The following is a 23,760-nucleotide window of genomic DNA, read 5'->3' as shown; positions in this document are numbered from 1 at the left end:
TTTTTTACTCAACTAGTAAAGTAAAAGGAATACTATATTTTACACCTACTGGTTTCCCTCTTTGTTTCCCAGGTTTCATTTTAGGTAATTGTTTCATTACTTTAATAACTTCATCTTCAATTTTTGGATGTGGTCCTCTAGCCTGAACGTTTACAATATTTCCGTTTTTATCAATTTTAAAACCAATGAATACTCTTTTTCTACCTGAAGATAAACCAAGTTCATTTGGTAGTTCTGCATCAAATTTTCTAGAGAAGTGTTTTTGTACCATTTTACTAAAGCAATCTTTTAACTCGTCTTTATTTCCAGAACAACCAGGAAAAACAGGTACATCTTCAATAATCATGAAACTTACGTCTTCTATAACTTCTTCTACTTCTTCTACCTCTACAATTTCAGCAACTACTACAGCTACAGTTTCATCAGTTTCAGTAGTTTCTATTACCGTTTCTACAATTTCTTCTTCATCCTTAACGATTTCAATCTTTTCTGGAGCTGGTGGTGGTGGAGATTTTGGTTCTATTCGTTCTGGTTTAACAGTAATAGGAATTTCTTCTTCCATTTCTGCACTCATATTAACGACACCTAAATCGCCGTAGGTTTTGTCAAAAGTTTTGTATTCTATAGACTTGTACGTAACAAATAAAGCCAAAACTAGCCCAATTTGCATAAAAATTTTACTAAAATTTTCTAAATTTGATTTAGGACTTTTCTTAATTTCCATTCTTAAAGATTTTTTAATAGGTTGCTAATTTAATTAAATTATTGTGTAAAATACAAGTGTTATGGTTAATTAATGTATTTTTTTTTAGAAAACACATTAAAAATTAATAAAGCTAATAGAATTCCGCATGAATTTGCAATGGCATCTAGATAATCTCCTGACCTGTAACTTGTTAATTTACCTTGCATTACCTCAATTATTATGCCAAAAATAATACAACAAATAACAATTAAATATTTCTTTTCTGGTTTCTTATAATATGAAAACAACCAAGTTATACCTAAAGTAAAGTATGCTATACTATGATAAGCTTTATCAATATTGGCAATTTTTACGTCACTACTTGGCATTTTAATAAGACTTAAAAACACAATGGTAAACGTAATAATTATCGCTACTATATAAAGTTTATCCTTCAATAAGTTTTTTATAAGCTTCAGCATTTAGTAATTTTTCTATTTCAGAGCTATCTTTAATTTCTATTTTAATCATCCAACCTTTGCCATAAGGATCTGTATTTACCAATTCTGGCTCATCTTCTAATGTTTCATTAAACTCTACTACTTCTCCAGTTAAAGGCATAAACAAATCTGAAACTGTTTTTACGGCTTCTACCGAACCAAAAACTTCTCCTTCTACTACAGTATCATCTAAAGTATCTACATCAACATAAACAATATCTCCTAATTCTCCTTGGGCAAAATCTGTAATTCCTACAGTTGCAATGTTACCTTCAATTTGAATCCATTCGTGATCTTTAGTGTACTTTAATTCAGCTGGGATATTCATTTTATTTAATTTTTATTTTATTGATTTGTTTTTAATTTCCTCCTAAGTTATATACTAAGTTAATACCTCCATTAATTGCTTGTCTAGGAAAAGTCGTAGAAATAGCATATTTTGATGTTTGATGATTGTAATAAAACGATGCGGTTAAATTACTATTTAATGTGTAATCTGCGGTAAATTTAATAGAAAATAATGTTTGACCACCACTAATTTGATCATTATCTTCATCTACATATCTAATTTGTGTTAAATTGTCTCTTAAAGACACATCTGCTCTTAAGTTAATATCACCTTTTAAAGTTGTTTTTTTACCGGTAAAACGAGTATTCATTTTTACATCTTTAAATACATAACCGAAGCCAAAAACATATTCTGTACCAGCAATATCTGTTAACGTACTATTGTTAAAATTTAGAGTTAAAGTTCTGTCTTTTTTGATTTCACCTCTTAGTGAGAATGAATTTTTCATTTTCATATCTACTTTAATTAATGGTGAAAATTCATCAACCAAAGTAGCCGCTGCAACTAATCTTTTTGATTCATAATTTCCTGCAGCATTTGTTTTTGAATATGCAGTGTCATCACTGTATTGTAAGTTATTTGTAAAACTTGAAATTGTATATGATGATCTATATCCGTGAGAAAGTACAAATGTAGAGAATGTTTTCTTAAACCAATTTAATTTCATTAAACCATTATAACGTAAAGTCCAGTTTGGTATTGGTATGTTTCTAAATAAACCTGTGTTTACTTTATTAGGGTTTTTACCAGAATATGCAGCCATAAAAGAAGGTAATAATACTTGTTGGCTATTTTCTCCAAAACCTGCAGCTGGCTCACCTGTTTCTGTAGCTAAACGATTAGAAATAATACTTCTGTAATCTTTCATTGTTTGAAAAAGTTCATCACCATTTGTAAACGCTGTTGAAAGCATAGAATAACTTGTGCTAAAGTTTCCGGTTTCAAAAACTGGAGTATCTTCAAAAGCACTTTTACCTTCTATTAAATCTATTTGTTGAGAAATATCAGAAGTATTTATCTTATTACCTATTACATCAATATTTAAATCGTTAATAGGTTTTAATGTAAATGTATAATCTAACTTATCGTATTTAGTTCTGCTAAATGTTTTGCTAAAATATTCGCCTCCATCAGTTCTTGTAACTAGCCAGCCATTTTCTAATGCTTTGTTTCTAATATTAACTTGACTACCAAAAGCGAACGAGGTTGGTGCGCCGCCTAAAAAACCTATATCTTCTATATATCCTTGTAAGTATTGGCCATTATTTTCGGTGTAACTTATTTTACCTTGTTTTACAGATGTAACAATATCCCAAGTGGTTTTTAATATTTTTTTACCAAGTGGTAGATTTTTATTAGGTTTTATTCTTGCAGTGTTTTTACCTTTTGCATTTTTACGTTGTGTTTTTGTTAGTAGTAATTTTTCAAAACCAATTTGTTTGTAAAGTTTATCAAAAGTAAGTGTTGTATTTATATTATGTGTATTTGCATTCTGAATAACATTACCAATTTGTTCTACAATTGTTTCATCTTGCGAAGAAACTTGCCAATCAAAATCTGCTGTGTAGGCATAATCTGCTTTCATAAAACTTAGAAAAGGAAATTTATTTAAAGGAATGTTGTAGGTTGTATTTAATTTTTGATGATAATGGTTTGGTCTTCCTGTGTTAAAGAAGTCATCAAAAACTTGTAAATCTTCTCCGTCTCCAAAAGTATCATACATATAACTATTAGTAGCATTAAAGTTTAATTGTAACGATTTTGTTAAGTCGAAACCAATAGCATAATCCCAATCAAATAAAAATCTACGTTGTTTTAATTCTGGTTGAGCAGATAATCCTTCAACTAAATTTCTAGATTGTTGTTCGTTATAACTTCTATTAATTCTAGAGTTTATGGCTAATGTTTGTGGTATTGGATTAAAATTTAAATCTTTTATAAATTTCCAATATTTACTTTTAAAGCTTTCTGAGTTTTTAAATAATTCTATAGATTTTGACTCAAAGTTAAAATTATAACCGGCAGAAGCGGTAACATTTTCGTTTATATACTTTTCTATGTTATAGTCTCTATGATATTCTTTGTTATGAGAATAGGAAACAGCTAAGTTTTCTACATCATAAAATTTCGGTTTTTTTGTAGAATTAGGGTTTCTATTCTTTTTAACATTTATAAAGCTGATGCTTGTTCTTTTGGTATAATCTCTAGAAAACTCACTATTATCATTTTGTTCTAGTGCATCTTTTAGAGTTACATCTTGGTATTGTGGGTCGTATTTTGGATCTATAAATTCTTCGCCAACACTATAACTCATAGGTAATTGAATTCCCCATTTTGCAGGCGTAAAGACTTTTCCTAAATTTATGGTTGTTGAAACATTATATTGTTTAGTCTCATCTAAACTTCTTTGGCTAACTCTATCATCTACACTACCAAAACCAATTGTTTCTATACTACCAGAAACAGATACGTTTGCTACATCTGCAAAATTTGCATCAGCACTAACTACGGCTGCCCAACCGCCTTCATTATCAAAATTAGCAGAGCGTAATTCATTAAACCAAATTTCACCACTTTTGTTAATTGAAGAATTGTTTTTTACACCTAAAGTTATTGTTTTTATCTGTGCCAAAGTAGGGTTTCCTTTAACTCTTACTCTATATTCTGGAGCTTCACCAATAATTTCTGCAGGATAAATGTCATTTACTAATAAACCTAAGCCATCTCTTTCTACTTTTAAAAGTCCTAACTCTTCTAAAAGGGCATCTAAGTTGTTTGCTTCTGGCCAAATATCAAAATCAGTAGTACTACTTGTAGATACTTTTAAAGGTACTTCTATTTGATAAAAGTTATCTGTTAAATCTGTTCCTAATCTAATAATTGCAGAAAAATCATCATCGCTAACAGATTCTCTACCTTCATTTTCTTCTAAATGCATAAACATTTTTAAGTTTTTAAAACGTCTTAAATCTATGCTTATATTTTTATAAATTGCTCTTGTTTGGTTTGGTTCTAAATCGTTAACTGTTAATGTTACAGATTGCTCATTTTGTAATTGTACAGTAGTACTACCTTGTAAACTTTCTCTATCTATTCCTGGTGGTTCAATATAGCTTCCGTTGTTTTGTTCAATACTAACAACACCAACTTCAAAATTACTTAATTCTGTTTGTGTTAAATCTGTTTCAGTATCAGAATTAATGTCAATAGTTTTTGTGTAACGTCTCCAATCTCCACGAACTAAATCAAGTTCACCAAAACGAACAACCACAGGCATTTTAAAATTGGTTAAAAACATTCTAATAAAACGGATACTATTAAAATCTGTAATACCATTGATAGCTGTTCCGTTATTAATTGGTACTCTAAATTGATACCATTTTGTTTGCTGTGTGTTTCCGTTTTCTAAAGAAACAGAAGTTGTTTTTTCATCAACAATATAATTTCTACCATTTACTAAATCGGCTTGGTTTAATGATATTTTATATTCATAATAACTCTCAACAGTATTCATTGTTTGATCTTTGTTGATGTCTTCTACATCTGGATATGTAGATGATGATGTTGTATATGTTTCTGTAGATTGATTTAATGTGGGCGAGTTGCCTTGTGTATTGTTATAATTTTTATATCTTCTTAAAATTGAAGCATCGATATTGTCTAATTCTGAGCCTCTAAAAAATTGAAAGTTATCTCCCGCCGGATCACTTAAAGAACTATAAGCACCAATGTTTGCTAGTGATTTTTCTTCAATATCATTTAAACCATCTAAACCGATATCTTGATTTAGCCTGTCTTCATCATTTTCACTAAAAGCATAAATAATAGAAGTTGTTTTTGGTACATCTCCCCAAGTAGTTCTATCAACATTTGATCCATTAAGTTTTAAACCATCTTCTGGTAAACCATTTTCAAACATTTTTCTATTATCTTTTACAATATCTTCCGAAATGTTTCCTAAGTTAATATATAAATCTCCTACTTGATTACTTATATCTTTAGGGTTTATATTTGTTGGTAAACCTTCTTCGTTTGTAATAGAATAGTTTTGATATGGATCCATTACCCAAAATTGAATGTACTCTACATTAGCTTGATCAAAATTAGTGGTTGTTAAAGCACGCATAACTCCACCCCAATTAGATTCAGGATTTGTTAACGTTACATTATCATTCTCAATATTTGCTGTTGGATTGTAGTTATAAGAACCTCTTTCTTGTGGAAAATAGGCTAAATTTAAGGTGTTAATCAAAGAATTTTGAGTAATATCTAATTCTACATTTGGAAATAATTCATTATAATTAATTTGTCTTGTTTCTGCTCTAGACAACTCATCAGCATCAATATTTGCGGGTGTATCTCCATATCCATAAAAAATTTGATCAATACTATACCAAGCTAATTTTCCTCTTTTATAATTGTAAGATAAATCGCTTTGGTTGCCAAAAAAACCATCAAAATATTTAGGAGTACTTGCTTCATGCCAATCTAATGGAGAGAGTAAACTTATTGGTATTTGTGATGCTTCAAAATCATCAATATAAGAAGTTGCAGCACCAGTAACATCTATTCCGCTTGGAGTTCCTGGTATTAAATAAGCCATATCTGCTCTTACAGATAAATTAGAAGGCACATCTGTATCTACAAAAGGTAATTTATTAGCCAATTTTGTAAAATAAGGAACCTCTGTAGAATAATCGATATTAAAACCAAACATGGTGTTATTTATAGGTTCTGATCCATAATTAACTTTAGATGTTAATGGTCTTTCATTTACATTTAAAATAGTAGCACCAACAATAAAATCTTTAGAAAATTGATGCTCTACATCTACACCCATAAAAGTTTTTCTTTGTTGATTAAAAACAGCATTATTTTCTGTTGATATATTTATAGGCGTGCCAGAAGCTTCTAAACTAGGATCTATAATTTGCACTTTACCAGCTAAATAATCTACCACAAAATCTACTCCTTCTATCAACTGTTTTCCACCTGCGGTAACCGTTACAGAACCTTGAGGTACGTTGTAAGCGCCAATAGAAATTCCTCCAGAATTTTCGGAAGTAAAATATCCTTTTAAGTAGTATTTGTCTTTGTCTTGATAATTGTTTTTTATATTGGTTTTTGTGTTTAAGTATAGTTCTTTAAATAAATATGCCTCATCACTTGTGTTAGTTAATTTTTCTGCTAATCCATTTCCAAAAGGTTCTGGATCTGGAAAAATAATATAACCATTATCAGCATTTACAGTTATGCCTTCTACAAAATCAAAATATCCATCAGGAGTTTTATATTGACTTTGATCTAGTTGATCTAGTTTTAATACCTGAATTAAAGGTGTGTTGGTAATATCTGCAGTTTGGGCGTTTTGCAATACATTTGATGAAACTCCTGTTTTATCATCTCTATATTGAATTTCGAAAAGAAAACCATCTTGCGTTAACGGATAGGCGCCTAAAGCATAAACGTTTTTCATCATTAATCGCCAAGTAGGAAAAGCTTCTTTTCCACCAAAACCATCACTTCTAGTTGTTGTTAAAATTTCACTTCTTAATAATTTTACAGCTAAATTGTCGGGTGAAGATATTCCGTCGTTAGAAAATTCACCAACTTTAAAAGATTTTTCTGTACTTCCGTTTACGGTTCCTGCCACTGTATATTCATAAGCAACAGCTAAAACTTCGCTATCATTTAATCTTCTGTTTAAAGAAATATATCCTAATTGCGAGTTTAAAGTATATTCACTTGTACTTAATTTTCTAGCATTTTCTAACATAGAATAATCTGTGCCTTGCTCCATTTGAAAATTACCGTTTAAGGTGCTTTCTACAGTAGAAATATCTCTAATACCATCTAAAATATTAGTAGTGTAAATATTATTAGAATTATTTTGGGGTAAGTTTAAACTTTGTCCGTTAGCAGTAATACTAACAGGGTTTGTGTTTTGAACGGTTCCATTATCATCAACTAAATTTTTGTAGGTAGCATTTGTATTATTAGATTCTCCAATATCGGCAAGTGCCACAATACTTCTAAAATCTTCTGTTGTTGCGCTTGTATTAGTTACCCAAACCTCTATTCTTGTAATATTAATTTGACTACTTATTAGAGGGTAATTTTTTAAAGAGTTAGCATAATTATCTATAAAAAATTGCGATAAGAAAAAGTGTCTGTCATTATCATAATCTGTAGTTTGTAACTCAAATTCTTGTATAGAAGCACCTGCTTCTGCTACTACAGTTTTACTTTCAGAATTTTGCTGAGAGAAAACTGCGGTTACATTTGTGTTGCCAAATTTTAATTTTGTTTTAACACCAAATAAACTTTGAGCTCCGTTTATTAAAGAGTTCTTTATTGGCATTTCTATATTACCAGCTTCTAAACCTTGTAAAATATCGTCTTCTGTTGGTGTAAAATCTATTTTTACTTGGTTTTGAAAATCGAAACTAGATTGAGTATCGTAATTTGCAGTAAACTCTAAGCGCTCACCAACTTTAGCACGTAAACTAGCATTAATTTGTTGATCAAAATCAAAAGTAAAACTACTCCTATTTTCTTCGGATATTTGAGGGTTTTCTGTATTCTGATAAATAACACCAAGTTTTAGATTTAAATTCCCTGTAGGTGTAAATTTCACTGTATTTCCACCAAAAATAGATTCAAAAAACTTAGAGTTAACATAATAAGAAGGTAATAAATCTTTTTGAGCATCTAAAGAACCTTTCTTTTTACTATTAGTTGCACTTACTTTATCTTTAAAATATTGCAACATATCTCGTTTTAAACGATATTGTTTATATTCTTTTTGTGTTAAAAAAACAGGTGTTTTTGTATAATAATTACCAATTTTTTCAATAATTACATATCTATTCAGCTCTTTATCAAAAATAACTTCTTTTTCTGCTAAATTATCTAAAAAAAGATTCCCTTTTTGGGTGTGATTAAAATCGTATTTTAATTTTAAAGTGTCTTTTTTAACCTTTGTAGAGTCTTTATTTTGAGTTGTTTGGGCATAACTAGATGCGTTTACTGCGAAAGTAAAAAGTACTAATAAAAGTATTTTTTTTAGTGATGTAATCAATGTACTATAAGTTTTTTAAAGCTAGTTTTATGATTTTTTCTACAGAAGCGTCTGGGTTTTCTTTTAACACAGCTGTTATAATTTTTTCTGATTGTTTTCTTTGAAAACCTAAAACCTCTAATGCAGATAACGCTTCATCTTTATTTGTATTGCTTGTTTTTACAGAAACTTCATCAATATCAAACGTTTTTAAAATTTTATCTTTTAAATCTACAATAACTCTTTGAGCTGTTTTAGCACCAATACCTTTTACAGATTGAATTAAAGCCACATTTTCTGATGCTATTGCGTTTTGTATCTCTTCAGATGTCATAGAAGAACACATTGTTCTTGCAATACTTGGTCCTACACCAGAAACTGAAATTAATAATTTAAAAACTTCTCTTTCTGTTTTATTAATAAACCCAAAAAGTGTGTGAGCATCTTCTCTTATTGATAAATGTGTATATAAAACTACATTTTCATCTGCAGGTAAACCAGAAAAAGTATTTAAAGAAATGTGCAATAAATAACCAACACCATTGCAATCTACAACAACCTCTGTTGGACTTTTTTCTACCAATCTTCCTCTAACTTGTGTAATCATAAATTCTTTTTCTGGGCTCTAATGTAATAAATTATTTACTCTTTTGCTTTTGTTGTGCATCAACACAGGCTAAAGCTGCCATATTTACCATTTCATCTACACTTGAACCTAATTGTAAAACGTGTACAGCTTTACTTAATCCTAAAATCATTGGTCCTATAGATTGCGCACTTTCTACTTGTTTTAGAAGTTTATAAGTAATATTAGCAGACTCTAAATTAGGGAAAATTAATACATTTACTTTTTTACCGTTTAATTTAGAAAATGGAAATTCTTTAGCTAGTAATTCTGGGTTTAAAGCAAAATCTGCTTGCAATTCTCCATCAACAATTGCATCAGGAAAATGTTTGTGCATAAAAGCAACAGCTTCTCGAATTTTTTTGGATGTATCTGTATCTGAAGATCCAAAATTAGAAAAAGACAACATGGCAACATTTGGTTTCATACCAAACATTTTTACCAAATTAGAAGTCATTTGAGTTGTCTTTATCATATCTTTTGCAGAAGGATTGATATTAATTGTGGTATCTGCTAAAAATAAAGGACCTTGTTTGGTTAACATTAAATTACAAGCTGCAATTTTAGAAACTCCTTTGTCTTTATCAATAAGTTCTAAAATTGGTCTAAGAACACTTGGGTAAGGTCTAGAATATCCTGTAATTAAAGCGTCAGCTTCATTTTCATTAACTAACATTGCGCCAAAATAATTACGCTCTCTCATTAATTTTATTGCTTCGGATAAAGTTCTTCCTTTACGCTGTCTATTTTTCCAATAAACTTCTCCAAAACTCTGTCTTCGTTCTTCTTCTTCATCTGTTTTTGGATCAAAAATTGGTACATCAGCAGTAAAACCAATTTCTTCTTTTAGCTCTAGAATCAACTTTTTTCTACCTAATAAAATAACTTTTCCAAGTTTTTCTTCATGCACTCTTTGTGCAGCTTTTAAAACATCTAAATGATCTGCTTCTGCAAAAACAATTCGTTTAATATTGCTTTTAGCTCGATTATGAATCATTCTAATTTCTTTGCTTCCAGATCCAGAGCGTTCCATTAATTCTTCTCTGTAATTTTCCCAATCTGTAATTGGTTCAAGTGCAACTCCAGAATCCATAGCAGCTTTTGCAATTGCTGGTGGAATTTCGTAAATTAATCTAGGGTCAAATGGTTTAGGAATAATATATTCTCTACCAAAAGAAAGGTTTACTTCATCATAAACAATATTTACTTTTTCTGGTACAGATCTTTTGGCTAAATCTGCTAAAGCATGAACAGCAGCCATTTTCATTTCTTCATTAATCTTAGTAGCTCTTACATCTAAAGCACCTCTAAAAATAAACGGAAATCCAAGTACATTATTAACTTGGTTAGGATGATCTGATCTACCAGTAGCCATAATAATATCTTTTCTAGTGGCAATTGCTAAATCGTATTCTATTTCTGCAACAGGGTTTGCCATTGCAAAAACAATAGGATCTTTAGCCATTGATAATAACATTGTTGGAGAAACTACGTTCCCTTTAGATAAACCGATAAAGACATCTGCATTTTGCATCGCGTCATCAAGTGTGTGTAAATCTAGATCTGTTGCAAATTCTGCTTTTTGAGAAGTTAAATTATCTCTATCTTTTCTGATGACACCTTTGCTATCGCACATTACAATATTTTCTAATCTTGCACCAAGTTTTACATATAATCGTGTACAAGAAATAGCTGCAGCTCCAGCTCCATTAACTACAATTTTTGTTTTAGAAATGTCTTTTTTTGTAATTTCTATAGCGTTTTTTAATGCAGCAGCAGATATTATTGCGGTTCCATGCTGGTCATCATGCATTACCGGAATGTCTAATTCCTCTTTTAACCTTCTTTCTATTTCAAAAGCTTCTGGAGCTTTAATATCTTCTAAGTTTATTCCGCCAAAAGTAGGGGCAATCGCTTTTACAGTTTCTACAAATTTATCAACATCAGTAGCATCTACTTCAATATCAAAAACATCAATATCAGCAAATATTTTAAATAACAAAGCTTTTCCTTCCATAACTGGTTTAGAAGCGTCTGGACCAATATTACCTAAACCTAAAACAGCAGTTCCGTTAGAAATTACAGCTACTAAGTTTCCTTTAGAAGTGTATTTGTATGCGTTATTTTTATTTTTTTCAATTTCTAAACAAGGTTCTGCAACTCCAGGAGAATAAGCTAGTCCTAAATCATGTTGAGTTGCGTATTTTTTAGTAGGTACAATTTCAATTTTACCTGGTTTTGGTTTCGCGTGGTATAATAAAGCCTCGTGTCTTTTTCTAGAATCGCTCATAAGATAATTGTTTGCTTATTTATAACTTACAAATATATGCATTTCAGTTAAAGAGTTAAGTAACTTTTTAATCTTTTAAGTGGTTGTTATTTCTATGTAAATCGATGGTTTTTTAAGTTTTATCATTTTTTATTTTGTGATATTATTATAACTGGTTTAACTTTTTTTTTAAAACATAAACTTTATGTTTGTGTTTTTAATAAAAATCTACCTATGAAAAAAACTACTTTTCTATTTTTTCTTTTTATTTCATCAGTATTTATTGCACAAGTAAAAGGGAAAATTACCGACATTAATAACAATCCATTATCTTTTGTAAGTGTTTATTTAGATAAAACAGTTACAGGAACAACTTCTAATGATAATGGCGATTATATTTTAGAGCTTAAAAAGAAAGGAAAACATACAGTTGTTTTTCAGTTTTTAGGCTATAAAACATTAAAAAAGGAAGTAGATATTGCTTCTTTTCCTTTTGAGTTAAATGTGATTCTAAATGAAGAAAATGTAGAATTGACAGGGATTTTAATTTCTACAAAAGACAATCCGGCAAATGGAATTATTAGAAATGTAATTGCTAATAAAGATAAAAATACCGATAAATTTGCACAATACACGGCCAATTTTTACTCGCGAGGTTTGTATAGGATTAAAGATGCCCCAGAGAAATTTTTAGGTCAGTCTTTGGGCGATTTTGGTGGTGGTTTAGATTCTACAAGAAGCGGAATTATTTATCTTTCTGAAACAGTTTCTGATATTAAATTTAGGAAAAAGCCTAAAGATTTTAAAGAAAATATTATTGCATCTAAAGTTAGTGGGCGAGATAATGGTATTAGTTTTAATAGGGCAGAAGATGCAAATATTAACTTTTATGAAAATAGTGTAGAGTTTGGTAATGATTTAATTTCGCCAATTTCTACAAATGCATTTAGTTATTATAATTATAGATTAGAAGGAACTTTTTATGATAAAAACGGGAAACTTATCAATAAAATAAACATCATTCCTAAGCGTAAAAATGATCGTGTTTTTAGCGGTTCTTTGTATATTGTAGAAAATGATTGGGCTTTGTATGGCGCAGATGTTGCTGTTACTGGAGCTCAAATAAATATACCAATGGTTGATGTTTTAAAACTAAAACAGAACTATAATTATTCTGATGAAAATGATGCTTGGGTTTTAATTAGTCAGAGTATAGATTTTAAGTTTAATGCTTTTGGATTTAAGCTAGATGGTCGTTTTTCTTCTGCTTTTTCTAACTATAATTTTACGCCTAATTTTACAGAAAAAACGTTTACTAACGAAGTTTTAACGTTCGAGAAAGAAGCTACAGAAAAAGACACAACGTATTGGAATAATTTAAGACCTGTGCCTTTAACATCAGAAGAAGTAAATGATTATTCGATAAAAGACAGTCTTAAAATTGTGCGAAAATCTAAAGTGTATTTAGATTCTATAAATAAAAAGGAAAATAAATTTAGTTTTCTTTCTCCAATTATGGGTTATACGTATCGAAATTCTTACGAAAAATGGTCTTTATCTTTTGATGGAATAATTAGTGATTTTAATTTTAATACAGTCCAAGGATTAAACTCTTCTGTTGGAATACGTTATTTTAAAAGTCTAAATGAAACTGGAAAATGGTGGAGTATTGGCGCAAAAGTTAATTATGGTTTATCCGAAGAAATAGCAAGACCAACTTTCTTTTTTGCTAAAAAATGGAACAATTTATCAAGACCAAGATTAACTATTTCTGGCGGTGTAACAACATCTCAATTTAACGATAGAAAACCAATTTCGAAGTTAGATAATATGATTCGTTCTTTAATTTATAGAGAAAATTACTTAAAAATTTACGAAAAAGAATTTTCGAAAATTCAATATTCAGAAGAAATTAAAAACGGAATTTACCTTTCTACTTCTTTAGAATATGCAAATCGAAAACCGCTTTTTAATACCAGTAATTATTCTTTTGCGCGTCAAAGATTAAACGAACCTTATACTTCTAACAATCCTTTAGATGCTACAGATTTTGTAAATGCAGGGTTTACAGAACATAAAATTGCAACTTTAAATGTAGGTGCAACTTTTGTTTTTGGTCAGAAATATTTGTCTTATCCAGATCGAAAATTTAATATCGGAAATGAGAAATATCCAACCTTAAGTGTTAATTATAGAAAAACTTTTGGCGCACCAAATGCTGATTTTAATTCTGATTTATTTGTAGCTAATTTAAGACATAATATTAACGCTGGTAATTATGGGAAACTAGCTTATAATATTAGAGCAGGTGTGTTTTTAGAAAAGAAAAATATTGCTTTTATGGATAATTTACAGGTTAATGGAAATCAATTAAAATATAATTTAAGCGATCAATTAAATAATTTTGGTTTGTTAGAATATTACAAGTTTTATACAAACGATAAATATGCAGAAGCACATATATCTCACAATTTTAAAGGTGCTCTTTTAGGTAAAATTCCGTTAATAAATAAACTGAATTTTCATTTAATTGGTGGCGCAAAAAGTTTAATTATGGCTGATAAAAATCCGTATACAGAATATTCTGTAGGTTTAGATAATATTGGTTTTGGTAAATGGCGTTTTTTAAGAGTTGATTATGTGAAGTCTTTTAATGCAGGAATTAAAAATGACGGATTTTTATTCAGTTTAAATATGTCAAACTAATATTTTATCTTTGTATATAATGAATATAAAAACACTTTTTTTCGGAATTACAACAGATCTTGTTGGCGCATCAGAATTACAAATTGATGTTACAGAAAATACATCAGTAAAAGATTTTAAATTAGTTTTAAAGAAAGCGTATTCTCAATTAGAAAATATTAATTCGTACGCAATTGCTGTAAATGAAGAATATGCAACAGATAATTTAATTCTTAAAAACGGTGATGTTGTTGCGGTAATTCCGCCTGTAAGTGGCGGTTAAAAATCTTGACTTTTATTTTTTACAGAAGATTCAGACTTCGATTAAGTACTAAAATAGTAATTAATTTTTACGTGTTGGTAGTAGTTATTTCTTTTGCTTTATAATAATTCATCCAAGATTTTATTCTTCCAACAAACATTTTTAGATAGTTTTCAGTCAAGAATATATTAGACCAATCAAATCTTTGTGCTTGTACGCCAAGGTAAAAAGCAAAAATAGACGCTCCAGATTCTGGAATTAATTTAATTTCTTCGGCTGTAAGTTTTCTTATTTTTTGATAACCGTTTAAAAAACTTTTAACTTTAGATTCGTATTGTTTTTTGTCTGATTCTATGAAAAATAGTTGTTTACAGAAATAACCAATATCAAAAATCAATAATCCATTTCCGCAATTATCAAAGTCAAATATTGTGATTTCGTTATTGCTATTAACGGCTAAATTATCATACCAAATATCAAGATGAACAATTCCTTTTTGAATTTTTGATTCGTTAATTTCTTCAAAGGTTTTAGAAATTTCAGAGCCAAGTTCTTTTAAATATTTCATTTCGGATAAATCCTCTGCAAAAAATTGTGTTAATTGATTATAAGATTTTTTTAAAAGTAATTCAGAATTGTATTTTGTTCTCTTAATTGTTTTGTTTGCTGTAATATTATGAATTTTAGCCATGCATAAACCGATTTCAAAACAAGTATCATTGTTCATGAATCTCATTTTTTCTCCTTCAGCAAATGAGAAAAGAACAACATAACGAAGTCCTTCTGGTGCATTTATTTCTTGAATAAATTCTCCTTTTGTATCTTTAATAGGAAAGGAAACACCTAAATTATTGTCACTTAATAAGTTTAAAAGTTTTATTTCTTCAATAATTTCAGATTTTGATCTCCAATTATGGCTATAAACTCTCAAAGCATATTTAGTCTCATTATCCGAAAGAAAATAAGTGTGATTTATTCCTGTTCTAAATAATTTACAATCGTAATTATTATTTAGGTCGTATTTTTCTTTTGCAAATTCACCCAATTCTTTTGCTGAAATTGTAGATGCTGTAACTGGGAAAACTGTCATTTTTTAATTATGGATAATCGTCAGTAACTATTTCTGCAAATACTTATAATCCATATAAAAAGTACCAAAAGGAAGCATAGAACAAAGTAAAACGATGCCTAAATCTTTGTTGTTCCAATTCATTTCTTTTTTAAGCATAATTGCTAAAACAATATAGAGCATAAATAAAATTCCATGAGGCATTCCAAACATTTTTACAAAACTTGGATCGTTTAAAACATATTTGTAATACAAGCCTAAACTCATTAATAATAAAAAAGAGATTCCCTCTAAAAGACTAACAACTCTAAAGATATTTTTCATGTATTTATTTTTTGTCATTGCGAGATTACGAAGCAATCTATCAATTAATAAGTAGATTATTTGCTTTTAAAACCTTTGTAAAGACGTTTCATTTAATTGCAAAAATACAATTTTGTTTTCCTATTTTTGTTGATGTATGCAAAGAACTTCAATTAAAATTACGGCAGAAAAACTAGATTTACAAGAATGTTACAATTTTGTAGAAGATGCTTCTTGTGGCGGAATTTCTGCATTTATTGGCACAGTAAGAAATGATACGCAAGGAAAAGAAGTTACGCAACTAGATTTTTCTACTTATAAGCCAATGGCAATTAAAGAAATGCAAAAAATTGCTAATGAAACTTTATCAAAGTTTGATATCAAAAAAATAGCCATTCATCATGCAGAAGGAATGTTGCAAATTGGTGATATTCCTGTAATAATAACAGTTTCTTCAAAACATAGAAAAGCTGCTTTTTTAGCCTGTGAATTTGCAATTGACACTTTAAAAGAAACCGTTCCTATCTGGAAAAAAGAACATTTTTCTGATGGTGAAATTTGGGTAAATGCACATCCGTAAATGAGTTTTAGAGTTTTAGAGTTGCCGCGTTTTAAAAGAGGGGCAAGTCAGTTCGAGTGAAATTATTTTTTCAAGAATTTTGTATCGAGAACTTTTTTCTGTCAATGACTTTTTATTTTTGCTAACTGCTAACTGCTAACTGCTAACTGCTAACTGCTAACTGCTAACTGCTAACTGCTAACTGCTAACTGCTAACTGCTAACTGCTAACTGCTAACTGCTAACTGCTAACTGCTAACTGCTAACTGCAACTGTTTTTCTACTTTGAATCCATAAATAAAATTGCAATCCAAATAAAATTGCGCCAGACAATAAATGTATTGCTTGTGTTCCTAGTGGGAATTCTGCATAATACATTAAAATTCCTGTAATCGTTTCTATAAAAATTAAGAAAACAATCCAATTTACCAATTTGTAACCTAAGTTTTTAATTTGATTGATGTAAAATAATCCGAAGTTTACAAGTACAATTGCAATTGTAAAAGATCTATGAAAATAGAATTTAAAACTAGGATTCATCAAGCTGTAATCCTTATTTTCAAAACCAAATAGTTTTATTTGTTCGTCTATAAATTGTCTTACTTGTGTTCCCATTGCAATTTGAATTAAAGAGAAAATTACAGAAACAATCAATAATTTACTAAATAACGAGTTGTAGTTGTGTTTCTTTTTATTGTCAGAAACTATAAATTTTAATTGTAATAAAAGGGCAATAATTACCAAGCCAATAACCATGTGTATTGTTATGATACTTGGTTTTAAGTTAGTGTCTACAACTATTTTACCTAAAACAGCTTCAACTAACATCAAGAAAAAAGCGGTAAATGCCAATAACGGAATTCTTTTGTCTTCTTTTCTAAATTTAAAGGCGGCAATAATTAAAAATAAGAATACAAAACCAGATAAAACCGATGATAATCTGTTTATATATTCTGTCCAAGAATGATATTTATTAAATTTATTATAATCGTGTTTTGTGTATTTAGCCCAATTTTTTTTATTAAAGTTTGCTTCAGTTTTTAAATCATGTTCTGCTACAAATAAAGCTTCGTCTTTAATAATAATCATTCCTTTTTTAAAATCAGAATTTGGTTTCCAAGTAATTTGTTCTTCAGAAGTTGGCGGAATATAATATCCAAAACATTTAGGCCAATCTGGGCAACCCATTCCAGATCCAGTCATTCTTACAACAGAACCAGCTAAGAAAATTATATAGACAGAAATAAGAGCTATTTGAACAATTTGTGGAAACTTATTTTTCATTATTTATAAAGTTTTCGCAAAAATACGGCAAAAAAAAATCGTCTAAAACTAATTTAGACGATCTTTTTTCTGTAAAAAATTTAAGTTATACGCTTAGATAACTCTAACGTCTACTGCATTTAAACCTTTTCTACCTTCTTTAAGATCAAATTCTACTACATCGCCTTCTCTAACTTCGTCGATTAAGCCTGATACGTGTAAAAAATACTCAGTTTTTGATCCATCTTCAATTACAAATCCAAATCCTTTAGATTCGTTGAAGAATTTAATTGTTCCTTTTTTCACTTTGATAAATAATAAATGTTAATAATACACAAATATACATATTTTAAGTGTCCATTTATTGTTTTTTTGATAAAATGATGTAATGTTTATATTAATTTTTCTTTAGAATAAAACTTAAAAAAAGAATGTCAGTAAAATTAGGGGCTTGAGCGTTTTTTTATTTTTAAATATTTGATATACAGTTTTTTGAAAAGTATAATAAAAATCGTCAAAAAATTAAAAAATAATCATTTTGTTAAAAACTTCAAGGGTTTTGTGAATAAGTATGGCTTTCATTTTGGGACAAAAAACTACATCTTTGTACGAGTCGTTTTTAGCGATTTATACTTTATATTAATTCTCAAATCTCAATAATAAATGTCTTTTATAGAACCTATCTTACAACCAAATGACAATCGCTTTGTAATTTTTCCTATTCAACATGATGATTTATGGGAATGGTATAAGAAACAACAAGCTTGTTTTTGGACAGCAGAAGAAATTGATTTACATGCAGATATTGTAGACTGGACAAGTAAATTAACAGATGATGAGCGTTATTTTATAAAACATATATTAGCCTTTTTTGCTGCTTCGGATGGAATTGTAAACGAGAATTTAGCAGAGAACTTTGTAAATGAAGTTCAATATTCTGAAGCTAAATTTTTCTATGGATTTCAAATTATGATGGAAAATGTGCATTCTGAAACCTATTCTTTATTAATTGATACCTATGTAAAAGATGAGGTAGAAAAAGATAGATTATTTAGAGCGATTGAAGTTTTTCCTGCAATTAAGAAAAAAGCAGATTGGGCATTAAAATGGATAGAATCAGATTCTTTTGCAGAACGTTTAATTGCTTTTGCAGCAGTTGAAGGAATTTTCTTTTCTGGTGCATTTTGTTCAATTTTCTGGTTAAAGAAAAGAGGATTATTACCAGGATTAACTTTTTCTAACGAGTTAATTTCTAGAGATGAAGGTATGCATGCAGATTTTGCTGTGCATTTACATAACAATCATATTGTAAATAGAGTTTCTCCAGATCGTATTAGAGAAATTATAATTGATGCTTTAAATATTGAACGTGAGTTTATTACAGAGTCTTTACCAGTAAGTTTAATTGGTATGAATTCTAAATTAATGACACAATATTTAGAGTTTGTTACAGACAGATTATTGCTAGAATTTGGCTGTGAAAAAGAATACGATGCTACAAATCCGTTTGATTTTATGGAAATGATTTCATTAGAAGGAAAAACTAATTTCTTCGAAAAAAGAGTTTCTGAGTATCAAAAAGCTGGTGTAAAATCTGGTGGAACAGGAAGTATTAGTTTCGATTCAGATTTTTAAATTTAGTTTAAATCCCAAAACTAAATCTCTATAAATATTAAATATAAATTCTGATTATCATCAGGATGAAAAAATCAACTGCCAAAAAGTGGATGTTTTGGTGGCTACATAAATAAGTCTAAAATAAAACAAGAAAACCAATGTACGTAGTAAAAAGAGATGGCAAAAAAGAACCAGTGATGTTCGATAAAATCACTGCAAGAGTAAAAAAGATGTGTTATGGATTAAATAAAATTGTTGATCCTGTAAAAGTAGCAATGCGTGTAATTGAAGGTTTATATGATGGTGTAACTACTTCAGAACTTGATAATTTAGCAGCAGAAACAGCCGCAACAATGACAACTGCTCATCCAGATTATGCAAAATTAGCAGCAAGAATAGCCGTTTCTAACTTACATAAAAACACCAAAAAATCATTCTCAGAAACAATGGATGATTTATATTATTATGTTAATCCACGTACAGAAAAGAAAGCGCCATTGTTGGCAGATGATGTGTATAAAATCATTAAAGACAATGCTGCAAAATTAGATTCTACTATTATTTATAATAGAGATTTTAACTACGATTATTTTGGTTTTAAAACTTTAGAACGTTCTTATTTATTAAAATTGAACGGTCAAATTGCAGAACGTCCACAACACATGTTAATGCGTGTTTCTATTGGTATTCATAAAAATGATATTGATGAAGCAATTGCAACTTATGAGTTAATGAGTAAAAAATATTTTACACATGCAACTCCTACTTTATTTAATGCGGGTACGCCAAAACCACAAATGTCTTCTTGTTTTTTATTACAAATGCAAGACGATAGTATTGAAGGAATTTACGATACTTTAAAACAAACTGCAAAAATATCGCAATCTGCTGGTGGTATTGGTTTGTCTTTACATAATATTAGAGCAACAGGAAGTTATATTGCAGGAACAAATGGAACATCCAACGGAATTGTGCCAATGTTAAAAGTATTTAATGATACCGCACGTTATGTAGATCAAGGAGGAGGAAAACGTAAAGGTTCTTTTGCAATGTATTTAGAGCCTTGGCATGCAGATATTTTCGCTTTTTTAGATTTAAAGAAAAATCACGGAAAAGAAGAAATGCGCGCAAGAGATTTATTTTATGCAATGTGGATTTCAGATTTATTTATGAAACGTGTAGAAGAAGATGCAAACTGGACTTTAATGTGTCCTCATGAATGTCCTCATTTATATGATACGTATGGCGAAGAATTTGAACGTTTATATACAAGTTATGAAGTTGCTGGAAAAGGAAGGAAAACAATTAAAGCACGAGAATTATGGGAGAAAATCTTAGAATCTCAAATTGAGACAGGAACTCCTTATATGTTATATAAAGATGCTGCAAATAGAAAATCTAATCAGAAAAATTTAGGTACAATTCGTTCATCAAACTTATGTACAGAAATTATGGAATACACAGCAAAAGATGAAGTTGCTGTTTGTAATTTAGCATCTATTGCATTGCCAATGTTTGTTTCTGAAAAAGAAAATGGAGAGAAATTCTTTAATCACAAAAAATTATATGATGTTACTAAAAAAGTAACTCGTAATTTAGATACCGTAATTGATGCCAATTTTTACCCAGTAATTGAAGCAGAAAACTCAAACTTTAGACACAGACCTGTAGGTTTAGGAATTCAAGGTTTAGCAGATACTTTTATTAATTTACGTTTGCCTTTTACTTCTGATGAAGCTAAAAAACTAAATCAAGAAATATTTGAAACAATGTATTTTGCTGCTGTAACTTCTTCAATGGAAATAGCAAAAGCAAAAGAACCATATTCTACATTTAAAGGTTCGCCAATGGCGCAAGGAGAGTTCCAATTTAACATGTGGGGAATTAAAGATGATGAATTAAGTGGAAATTGGGATTGGGCTAAATTGCGTAAACAAGTAATGAAACATGGTGTAAGAAACTCATTATTAATGGCGCCAATGCCAACTGCATCAACGTCACAAATTTTAGGAAATAATGAAGCTTTTGAGCCTTATACTTCTAATATCTATACGCGTAGAGTTTTATCCGGAGAATTTATTGTTGTAAACAAACATTTACTAGAAGATTTAGTAGAATTAGATTTGTGGGATAATGATATGAAAGAAAACATTATGCGTGCAAATGGTTCTATTCAACATATACCTGAAATTCCTGCGGATTTAAGAGAATTGTATAAAACAGTTTGGGAAATGAGCATGAAAGATATTATAGATATGGCGCGCCATAGAGGATATTTTATAGATCAATCTCAGTCTTTAAACTTGTTTATGAAAGATCCAGATTTTGGTAAATTAACTTCAATGCATTTCTACGGATGGAAATCTGGTTTAAAAACAGGAATGTATTATTTAAGAACAAAATCTGCAGTAAATGCAACGCAGTTTACAGTTTCTAAAGAAAAGAAAGTAGAAGAAATTGTTGAAGATAAACCAATGAGTCCGGCAGAATTTAAAGCAATGGTTGATGCTTCTAAAAATGGAGCGCCAGATGATGATTGCTTAATGTGTGGTTCTTAAACTATAAAACGTCATTGCGAACAAAGTAAAGTAATCTATCAATTAAGATTCTAAATCTTATTTATGATGTAAGAATTAAAACAATCAAAAAAAGAGAAGTAGAAATGCTTCTCTTTTTTATTTATAAATAATATCTTTATGTTTACAAATTCTTTACAAAACCTTAAAAATTGAAGCATCCTTTAAAATGATTAAAAAAATAGTCTTTATTTCTTTTTTAGCGATTTTAGCTGTAATTCTATTTTTTAATCCGAATCTTAAAACAATAGCAGCAGGAGTTGCAGTGCTGTTATTTGGAATGGGAATGTTAGAAGAAGGATTTAAAGTATTTACGAAAGGGCCGCTTCAAAATATTTTAAAAAAGTCAACAGATAAATTATATAAAAGTATTACGGCAGGTGCTGTTGTTACAGCTTTAATACAATCTAGTTCTCTAGTTTCTGTAATTACAATTTCTTTTATAAGTGCAGGTTTGTTAAGCCTTTCTGGAGGTTTAGGCTTAATGTTTGGCGCCAATATTGGTAGCACAGCAACCGCTTGGTTAGTTGCAGGTTTCGGATTAAAAATTGATATTTCTGCTTTGGCAATGCCAATGATTATTTTTGGATTAATTTTTACTTTTCAAAAAAAAGAAAGCTTAAAAGGAACAGGAAATGTTTTAGCAGGATTAGGTTTTTTCTTTTTGGGAATTTATTTTATGAAAGCAGGATTTGATGTTTTTAGTACACAAATTAATTTAACAGAATACGCTGTTTCTGGTTTTAAAGGAGTTTTAATATATACAGGTATTGGCGTTGTACTTACAGTAGTTTTACAATCTAGCGCAGCTTCATTAGTATTGGTTTTAACTGCGTTAGCGGCAGGGCAAATTGAATATGAGAACGCGTTGGCGCTGGCTATTGGTGCAAATATTGGTACAACTATTACTGCGGTTTTAGGTGCTTTAAATTCTAATATAGCCGGAAAAAGATTGGCAGCTGCACATTTAATTTTTAATGTTCTTACAGGTGTTGTGGCTTTATCCTTAATTTATCCTTTGGCAAAATTAGTTAATAATATTGCTGATTTTGTACATATTAAACAAACAGATTATACTTTAAAATTGGCATTGTTTCATACCATATTTAATGTTCTTGGTGTTGTTATTATGGTTCCGTTTATTAAAAAATTAGAGATATTTTTATTAAAATTATTCAAAGAAAATATAGATAAAGATGTTGATAAACCTAAATATTTAAATGAAGCAATTTTAAAATTTCCAGGAACACTTATTTCATCACTTTTAAAAGAATCGAAAGATTTGTACAAAAACACCATTTTTGAAATTGTTGCGCATTCATTAAATATCCATAGAAATGCAATTACATCTGATGAAAAAATTAAAAAGATTGTTCAGAATTCTAATGAACAAATGAATGTAGATATAGATCAATTATACTATAATAAAGTAAAAAATATCTACGGACAAATTATTAGTTTTGCGGCTAAAGGTCAACAAAATTTAAAATTTACCAATGCTCAAAATAAACAACTTACTCAAATTAAAGTTGCAAATAGAACCATGGTTCAAATTGTAAAAGACACCAAAGAGCTATCTAAAAATGTTGCTATTTTTTCTAATTCTGATAATGAGCATATTAAAAAAGAATATGATAAATTTAGAAAAAAAGTAATTAAAGTTCTTAGAGTTATTTATTTGTTTAGAACAAACGACAAAAAGGAAGAACATTATCAAGAGTTATTAAAGCTAAAAAAGAGTGCTAAAAAAGCTGTTAATTCTGATAATAAATCGATTGATAAATTGATACGGAAAAATCTAATTACAATAGATATGGCGTCTTCTTTGGTAAATGATAATGTAAACGTAAATGATTTAGTAGGAAATTTAATTCAGGTAGCTGAATTATTATATTCAGAAAAAGATGCAATTTTAGATAATGATAACAAATAATAAAAA

Annotated in this window: 16 protein-coding genes; 6 read left to right on the top strand and 10 right to left on the bottom strand. The window is 29.2% G+C overall.

Translation table 11 applies throughout. From position 1 onward, the window contains the following. Positions 1–4: 4 nt before the first annotated feature. The 6 genes from BLT70_RS13280 to BLT70_RS13255 all read right to left on the bottom strand — a co-directional run bounded on the left by BLT70_RS13280 (position 5) and on the right by BLT70_RS13255 (position 11,509). Positions 5–724, bottom strand: coding sequence for an energy transducer TonB (locus BLT70_RS13280; RefSeq protein ID WP_091895241.1), 720 nt, complete (start codon positions 722–724; stop codon positions 5–7). A 65-nt stretch (positions 725–789) separates the two neighbouring features. Continuing rightward, positions 790–1,074: a VanZ family protein gene (locus tag BLT70_RS13275; protein ID WP_231962724.1), complete on the bottom strand. Its 285-nt coding sequence runs from the start codon at positions 1,072–1,074 to the stop codon at positions 790–792. Between the two features lie 58 nt (positions 1,075–1,132). Continuing rightward, positions 1,133–1,513, bottom strand: coding sequence for a glycine cleavage system protein GcvH (gene gcvH / locus BLT70_RS13270; protein ID WP_091895235.1), 381 nt, complete (start codon positions 1,511–1,513; stop codon positions 1,133–1,135). 31 nt (positions 1,514–1,544) lie between these two features. After that, positions 1,545–8,615: a cell surface protein SprA gene (gene sprA, locus BLT70_RS13265; protein WP_091895231.1), complete on the bottom strand. Its 7,071-nt coding sequence runs from the start codon at positions 8,613–8,615 to the stop codon at positions 1,545–1,547. A 4-nt stretch (positions 8,616–8,619) separates the two neighbouring features. Next, on the bottom strand, positions 8,620–9,201 hold the full coding sequence (gene ruvA / locus BLT70_RS13260) for a Holliday junction branch migration protein RuvA (protein ID WP_091895229.1): 582 nt from the start codon (positions 9,199–9,201) through the stop codon (positions 8,620–8,622). A 31-nt stretch (positions 9,202–9,232) separates the two neighbouring features. Beyond that, positions 9,233–11,509 (bottom strand): NADP-dependent malic enzyme, encoded by a 2,277-nt coding sequence (locus BLT70_RS13255; RefSeq protein WP_091895226.1) that lies wholly within the window; start codon positions 11,507–11,509, stop codon positions 9,233–9,235. 213 nt (positions 11,510–11,722) lie between these two features. On the opposite strand from BLT70_RS13255, the gene BLT70_RS13250 reads away from it, so the two are divergent. Both BLT70_RS13250 and moaD read left to right on the top strand, forming a co-directional pair. Beyond that, positions 11,723–14,194 (top strand): DUF5686 and carboxypeptidase regulatory-like domain-containing protein, encoded by a 2,472-nt coding sequence (locus BLT70_RS13250; protein WP_091895211.1) that lies wholly within the window; start codon positions 11,723–11,725, stop codon positions 14,192–14,194. 19 nt (positions 14,195–14,213) lie between these two features. Further along, positions 14,214–14,456, top strand: coding sequence for a molybdopterin converting factor subunit 1 (moaD, locus tag BLT70_RS13245; RefSeq protein WP_091895210.1), 243 nt, complete (start codon positions 14,214–14,216; stop codon positions 14,454–14,456). Positions 14,457–14,523: 67 nt separating this feature from the next. Here the strand turns inward: moaD and BLT70_RS13240 are convergent, their stop codons facing one another. Beyond that, complete coding sequence (locus BLT70_RS13240) at positions 14,524–15,525, bottom strand: phosphotransferase (protein WP_091895209.1); 1,002 nt, start codon at positions 15,523–15,525, stop codon at positions 14,524–14,526. A gap of 27 nt (positions 15,526–15,552) precedes the next feature. Then, entirely contained in the window at positions 15,553–15,828 is a 276-nt protein-coding gene (locus tag BLT70_RS13235; RefSeq protein WP_091895208.1) for a DUF3817 domain-containing protein, read from the bottom strand. Between the two features lie 136 nt (positions 15,829–15,964). Between BLT70_RS13235 and BLT70_RS13230 the strand changes: the two genes are divergently transcribed. Further along, the gene (locus BLT70_RS13230) at positions 15,965–16,387 is read left to right on the top strand and encodes a molybdenum cofactor biosynthesis protein MoaE (protein WP_091895207.1); all 423 of its coding nucleotides are present in this window, start codon (positions 15,965–15,967) and stop codon (positions 16,385–16,387) included. Between the two features lie 233 nt (positions 16,388–16,620). Here the strand turns inward: BLT70_RS13230 and BLT70_RS13225 are convergent, their stop codons facing one another. Together BLT70_RS13225 and BLT70_RS13220 are read right to left on the bottom strand one after the other, a co-directional pair. Continuing rightward, a complete protein-coding gene (locus BLT70_RS13225) occupies positions 16,621–17,649 on the bottom strand; it encodes a heme A synthase (RefSeq protein WP_091895205.1) in 1,029 nt (342 codons plus the stop codon). Positions 17,650–17,742: 93 nt separating this feature from the next. After that, positions 17,743–17,934 (bottom strand): cold-shock protein, encoded by a 192-nt coding sequence (locus BLT70_RS13220; protein ID WP_091895198.1) that lies wholly within the window; start codon positions 17,932–17,934, stop codon positions 17,743–17,745. A gap of 357 nt (positions 17,935–18,291) precedes the next feature. On the opposite strand from BLT70_RS13220, the gene BLT70_RS13215 reads away from it, so the two are divergent. The 3 genes from BLT70_RS13215 (at position 18,292) to BLT70_RS13205 (ending at position 23,754) form a co-directional block, all read left to right on the top strand. Further along, positions 18,292–19,263 (top strand): ribonucleotide-diphosphate reductase subunit beta, encoded by a 972-nt coding sequence (locus BLT70_RS13215; RefSeq protein WP_091895197.1) that lies wholly within the window; start codon positions 18,292–18,294, stop codon positions 19,261–19,263. A gap of 140 nt (positions 19,264–19,403) precedes the next feature. Next, a complete protein-coding gene (locus BLT70_RS13210; protein WP_091895190.1) occupies positions 19,404–21,803 on the top strand; it encodes a ribonucleoside-diphosphate reductase subunit alpha in 2,400 nt (799 codons plus the stop codon). Between the two features lie 187 nt (positions 21,804–21,990). Continuing rightward, positions 21,991–23,754, top strand: coding sequence for a Na/Pi cotransporter family protein (locus BLT70_RS13205; protein ID WP_091895189.1), 1,764 nt, complete (start codon positions 21,991–21,993; stop codon positions 23,752–23,754). Positions 23,755–23,760: the final 6 nt, after the last annotated feature.

It is taken from the genome of Polaribacter sp. KT25b, from assembly GCF_900105145.1.
In the GTDB taxonomy this organism is placed as follows: Bacteria; Bacteroidota; Bacteroidia; order Flavobacteriales; family Flavobacteriaceae; genus Polaribacter.
This window is presented reverse-complemented; position numbering and strand designations above follow the sequence as displayed.

Excerpts from the sequence above, each read along its gene's own strand:
- BLT70_RS13210 (WP_091895190.1), top strand. The coding sequence starts at position 19,404 with ATGTACGTAGTAAAAAGAGATGGCAAAAAAGAACCAGTGATGTTCGAT.
- moaD (WP_091895210.1), top strand. The coding sequence starts at position 14,214 with ATGAATATAAAAACACTTTTTTTCGGAATTACAACAGATCTTGTTGGC.
- BLT70_RS13275 (WP_231962724.1), bottom strand. The coding sequence starts at position 1,074 with ATGCCAAGTAGTGACGTAAAAATTGCCAATATTGATAAAGCTTATCAT.
- BLT70_RS13280 (WP_091895241.1), bottom strand. The coding sequence starts at position 724 with ATGGAAATTAAGAAAAGTCCTAAATCAAATTTAGAAAATTTTAGTAAA.
- BLT70_RS13255 (WP_091895226.1), bottom strand. The coding sequence starts at position 11,509 with ATGAGCGATTCTAGAAAAAGACACGAGGCTTTATTATACCACGCGAAA.
- BLT70_RS13225 (WP_091895205.1), bottom strand. The coding sequence starts at position 17,649 with ATGAAAAATAAGTTTCCACAAATTGTTCAAATAGCTCTTATTTCTGTC.
- BLT70_RS13235 (WP_091895208.1), bottom strand. The coding sequence starts at position 15,828 with ATGAAAAATATCTTTAGAGTTGTTAGTCTTTTAGAGGGAATCTCTTTT.
- BLT70_RS13250 (WP_091895211.1), top strand. The coding sequence starts at position 11,723 with ATGAAAAAAACTACTTTTCTATTTTTTCTTTTTATTTCATCAGTATTT.
- ruvA (WP_091895229.1), bottom strand. The coding sequence starts at position 9,201 with ATGATTACACAAGTTAGAGGAAGATTGGTAGAAAAAAGTCCAACAGAG.
- gcvH (WP_091895235.1), bottom strand. The coding sequence starts at position 1,513 with ATGAATATCCCAGCTGAATTAAAGTACACTAAAGATCACGAATGGATT.
- BLT70_RS13240 (WP_091895209.1), bottom strand. The coding sequence starts at position 15,525 with ATGACAGTTTTCCCAGTTACAGCATCTACAATTTCAGCAAAAGAATTG.
- BLT70_RS13215 (WP_091895197.1), top strand. The coding sequence starts at position 18,292 with ATGTCTTTTATAGAACCTATCTTACAACCAAATGACAATCGCTTTGTA.
- BLT70_RS13230 (WP_091895207.1), top strand. The coding sequence starts at position 15,965 with ATGCAAAGAACTTCAATTAAAATTACGGCAGAAAAACTAGATTTACAA.
- BLT70_RS13205 (WP_091895189.1), top strand. The coding sequence starts at position 21,991 with ATGATTAAAAAAATAGTCTTTATTTCTTTTTTAGCGATTTTAGCTGTA.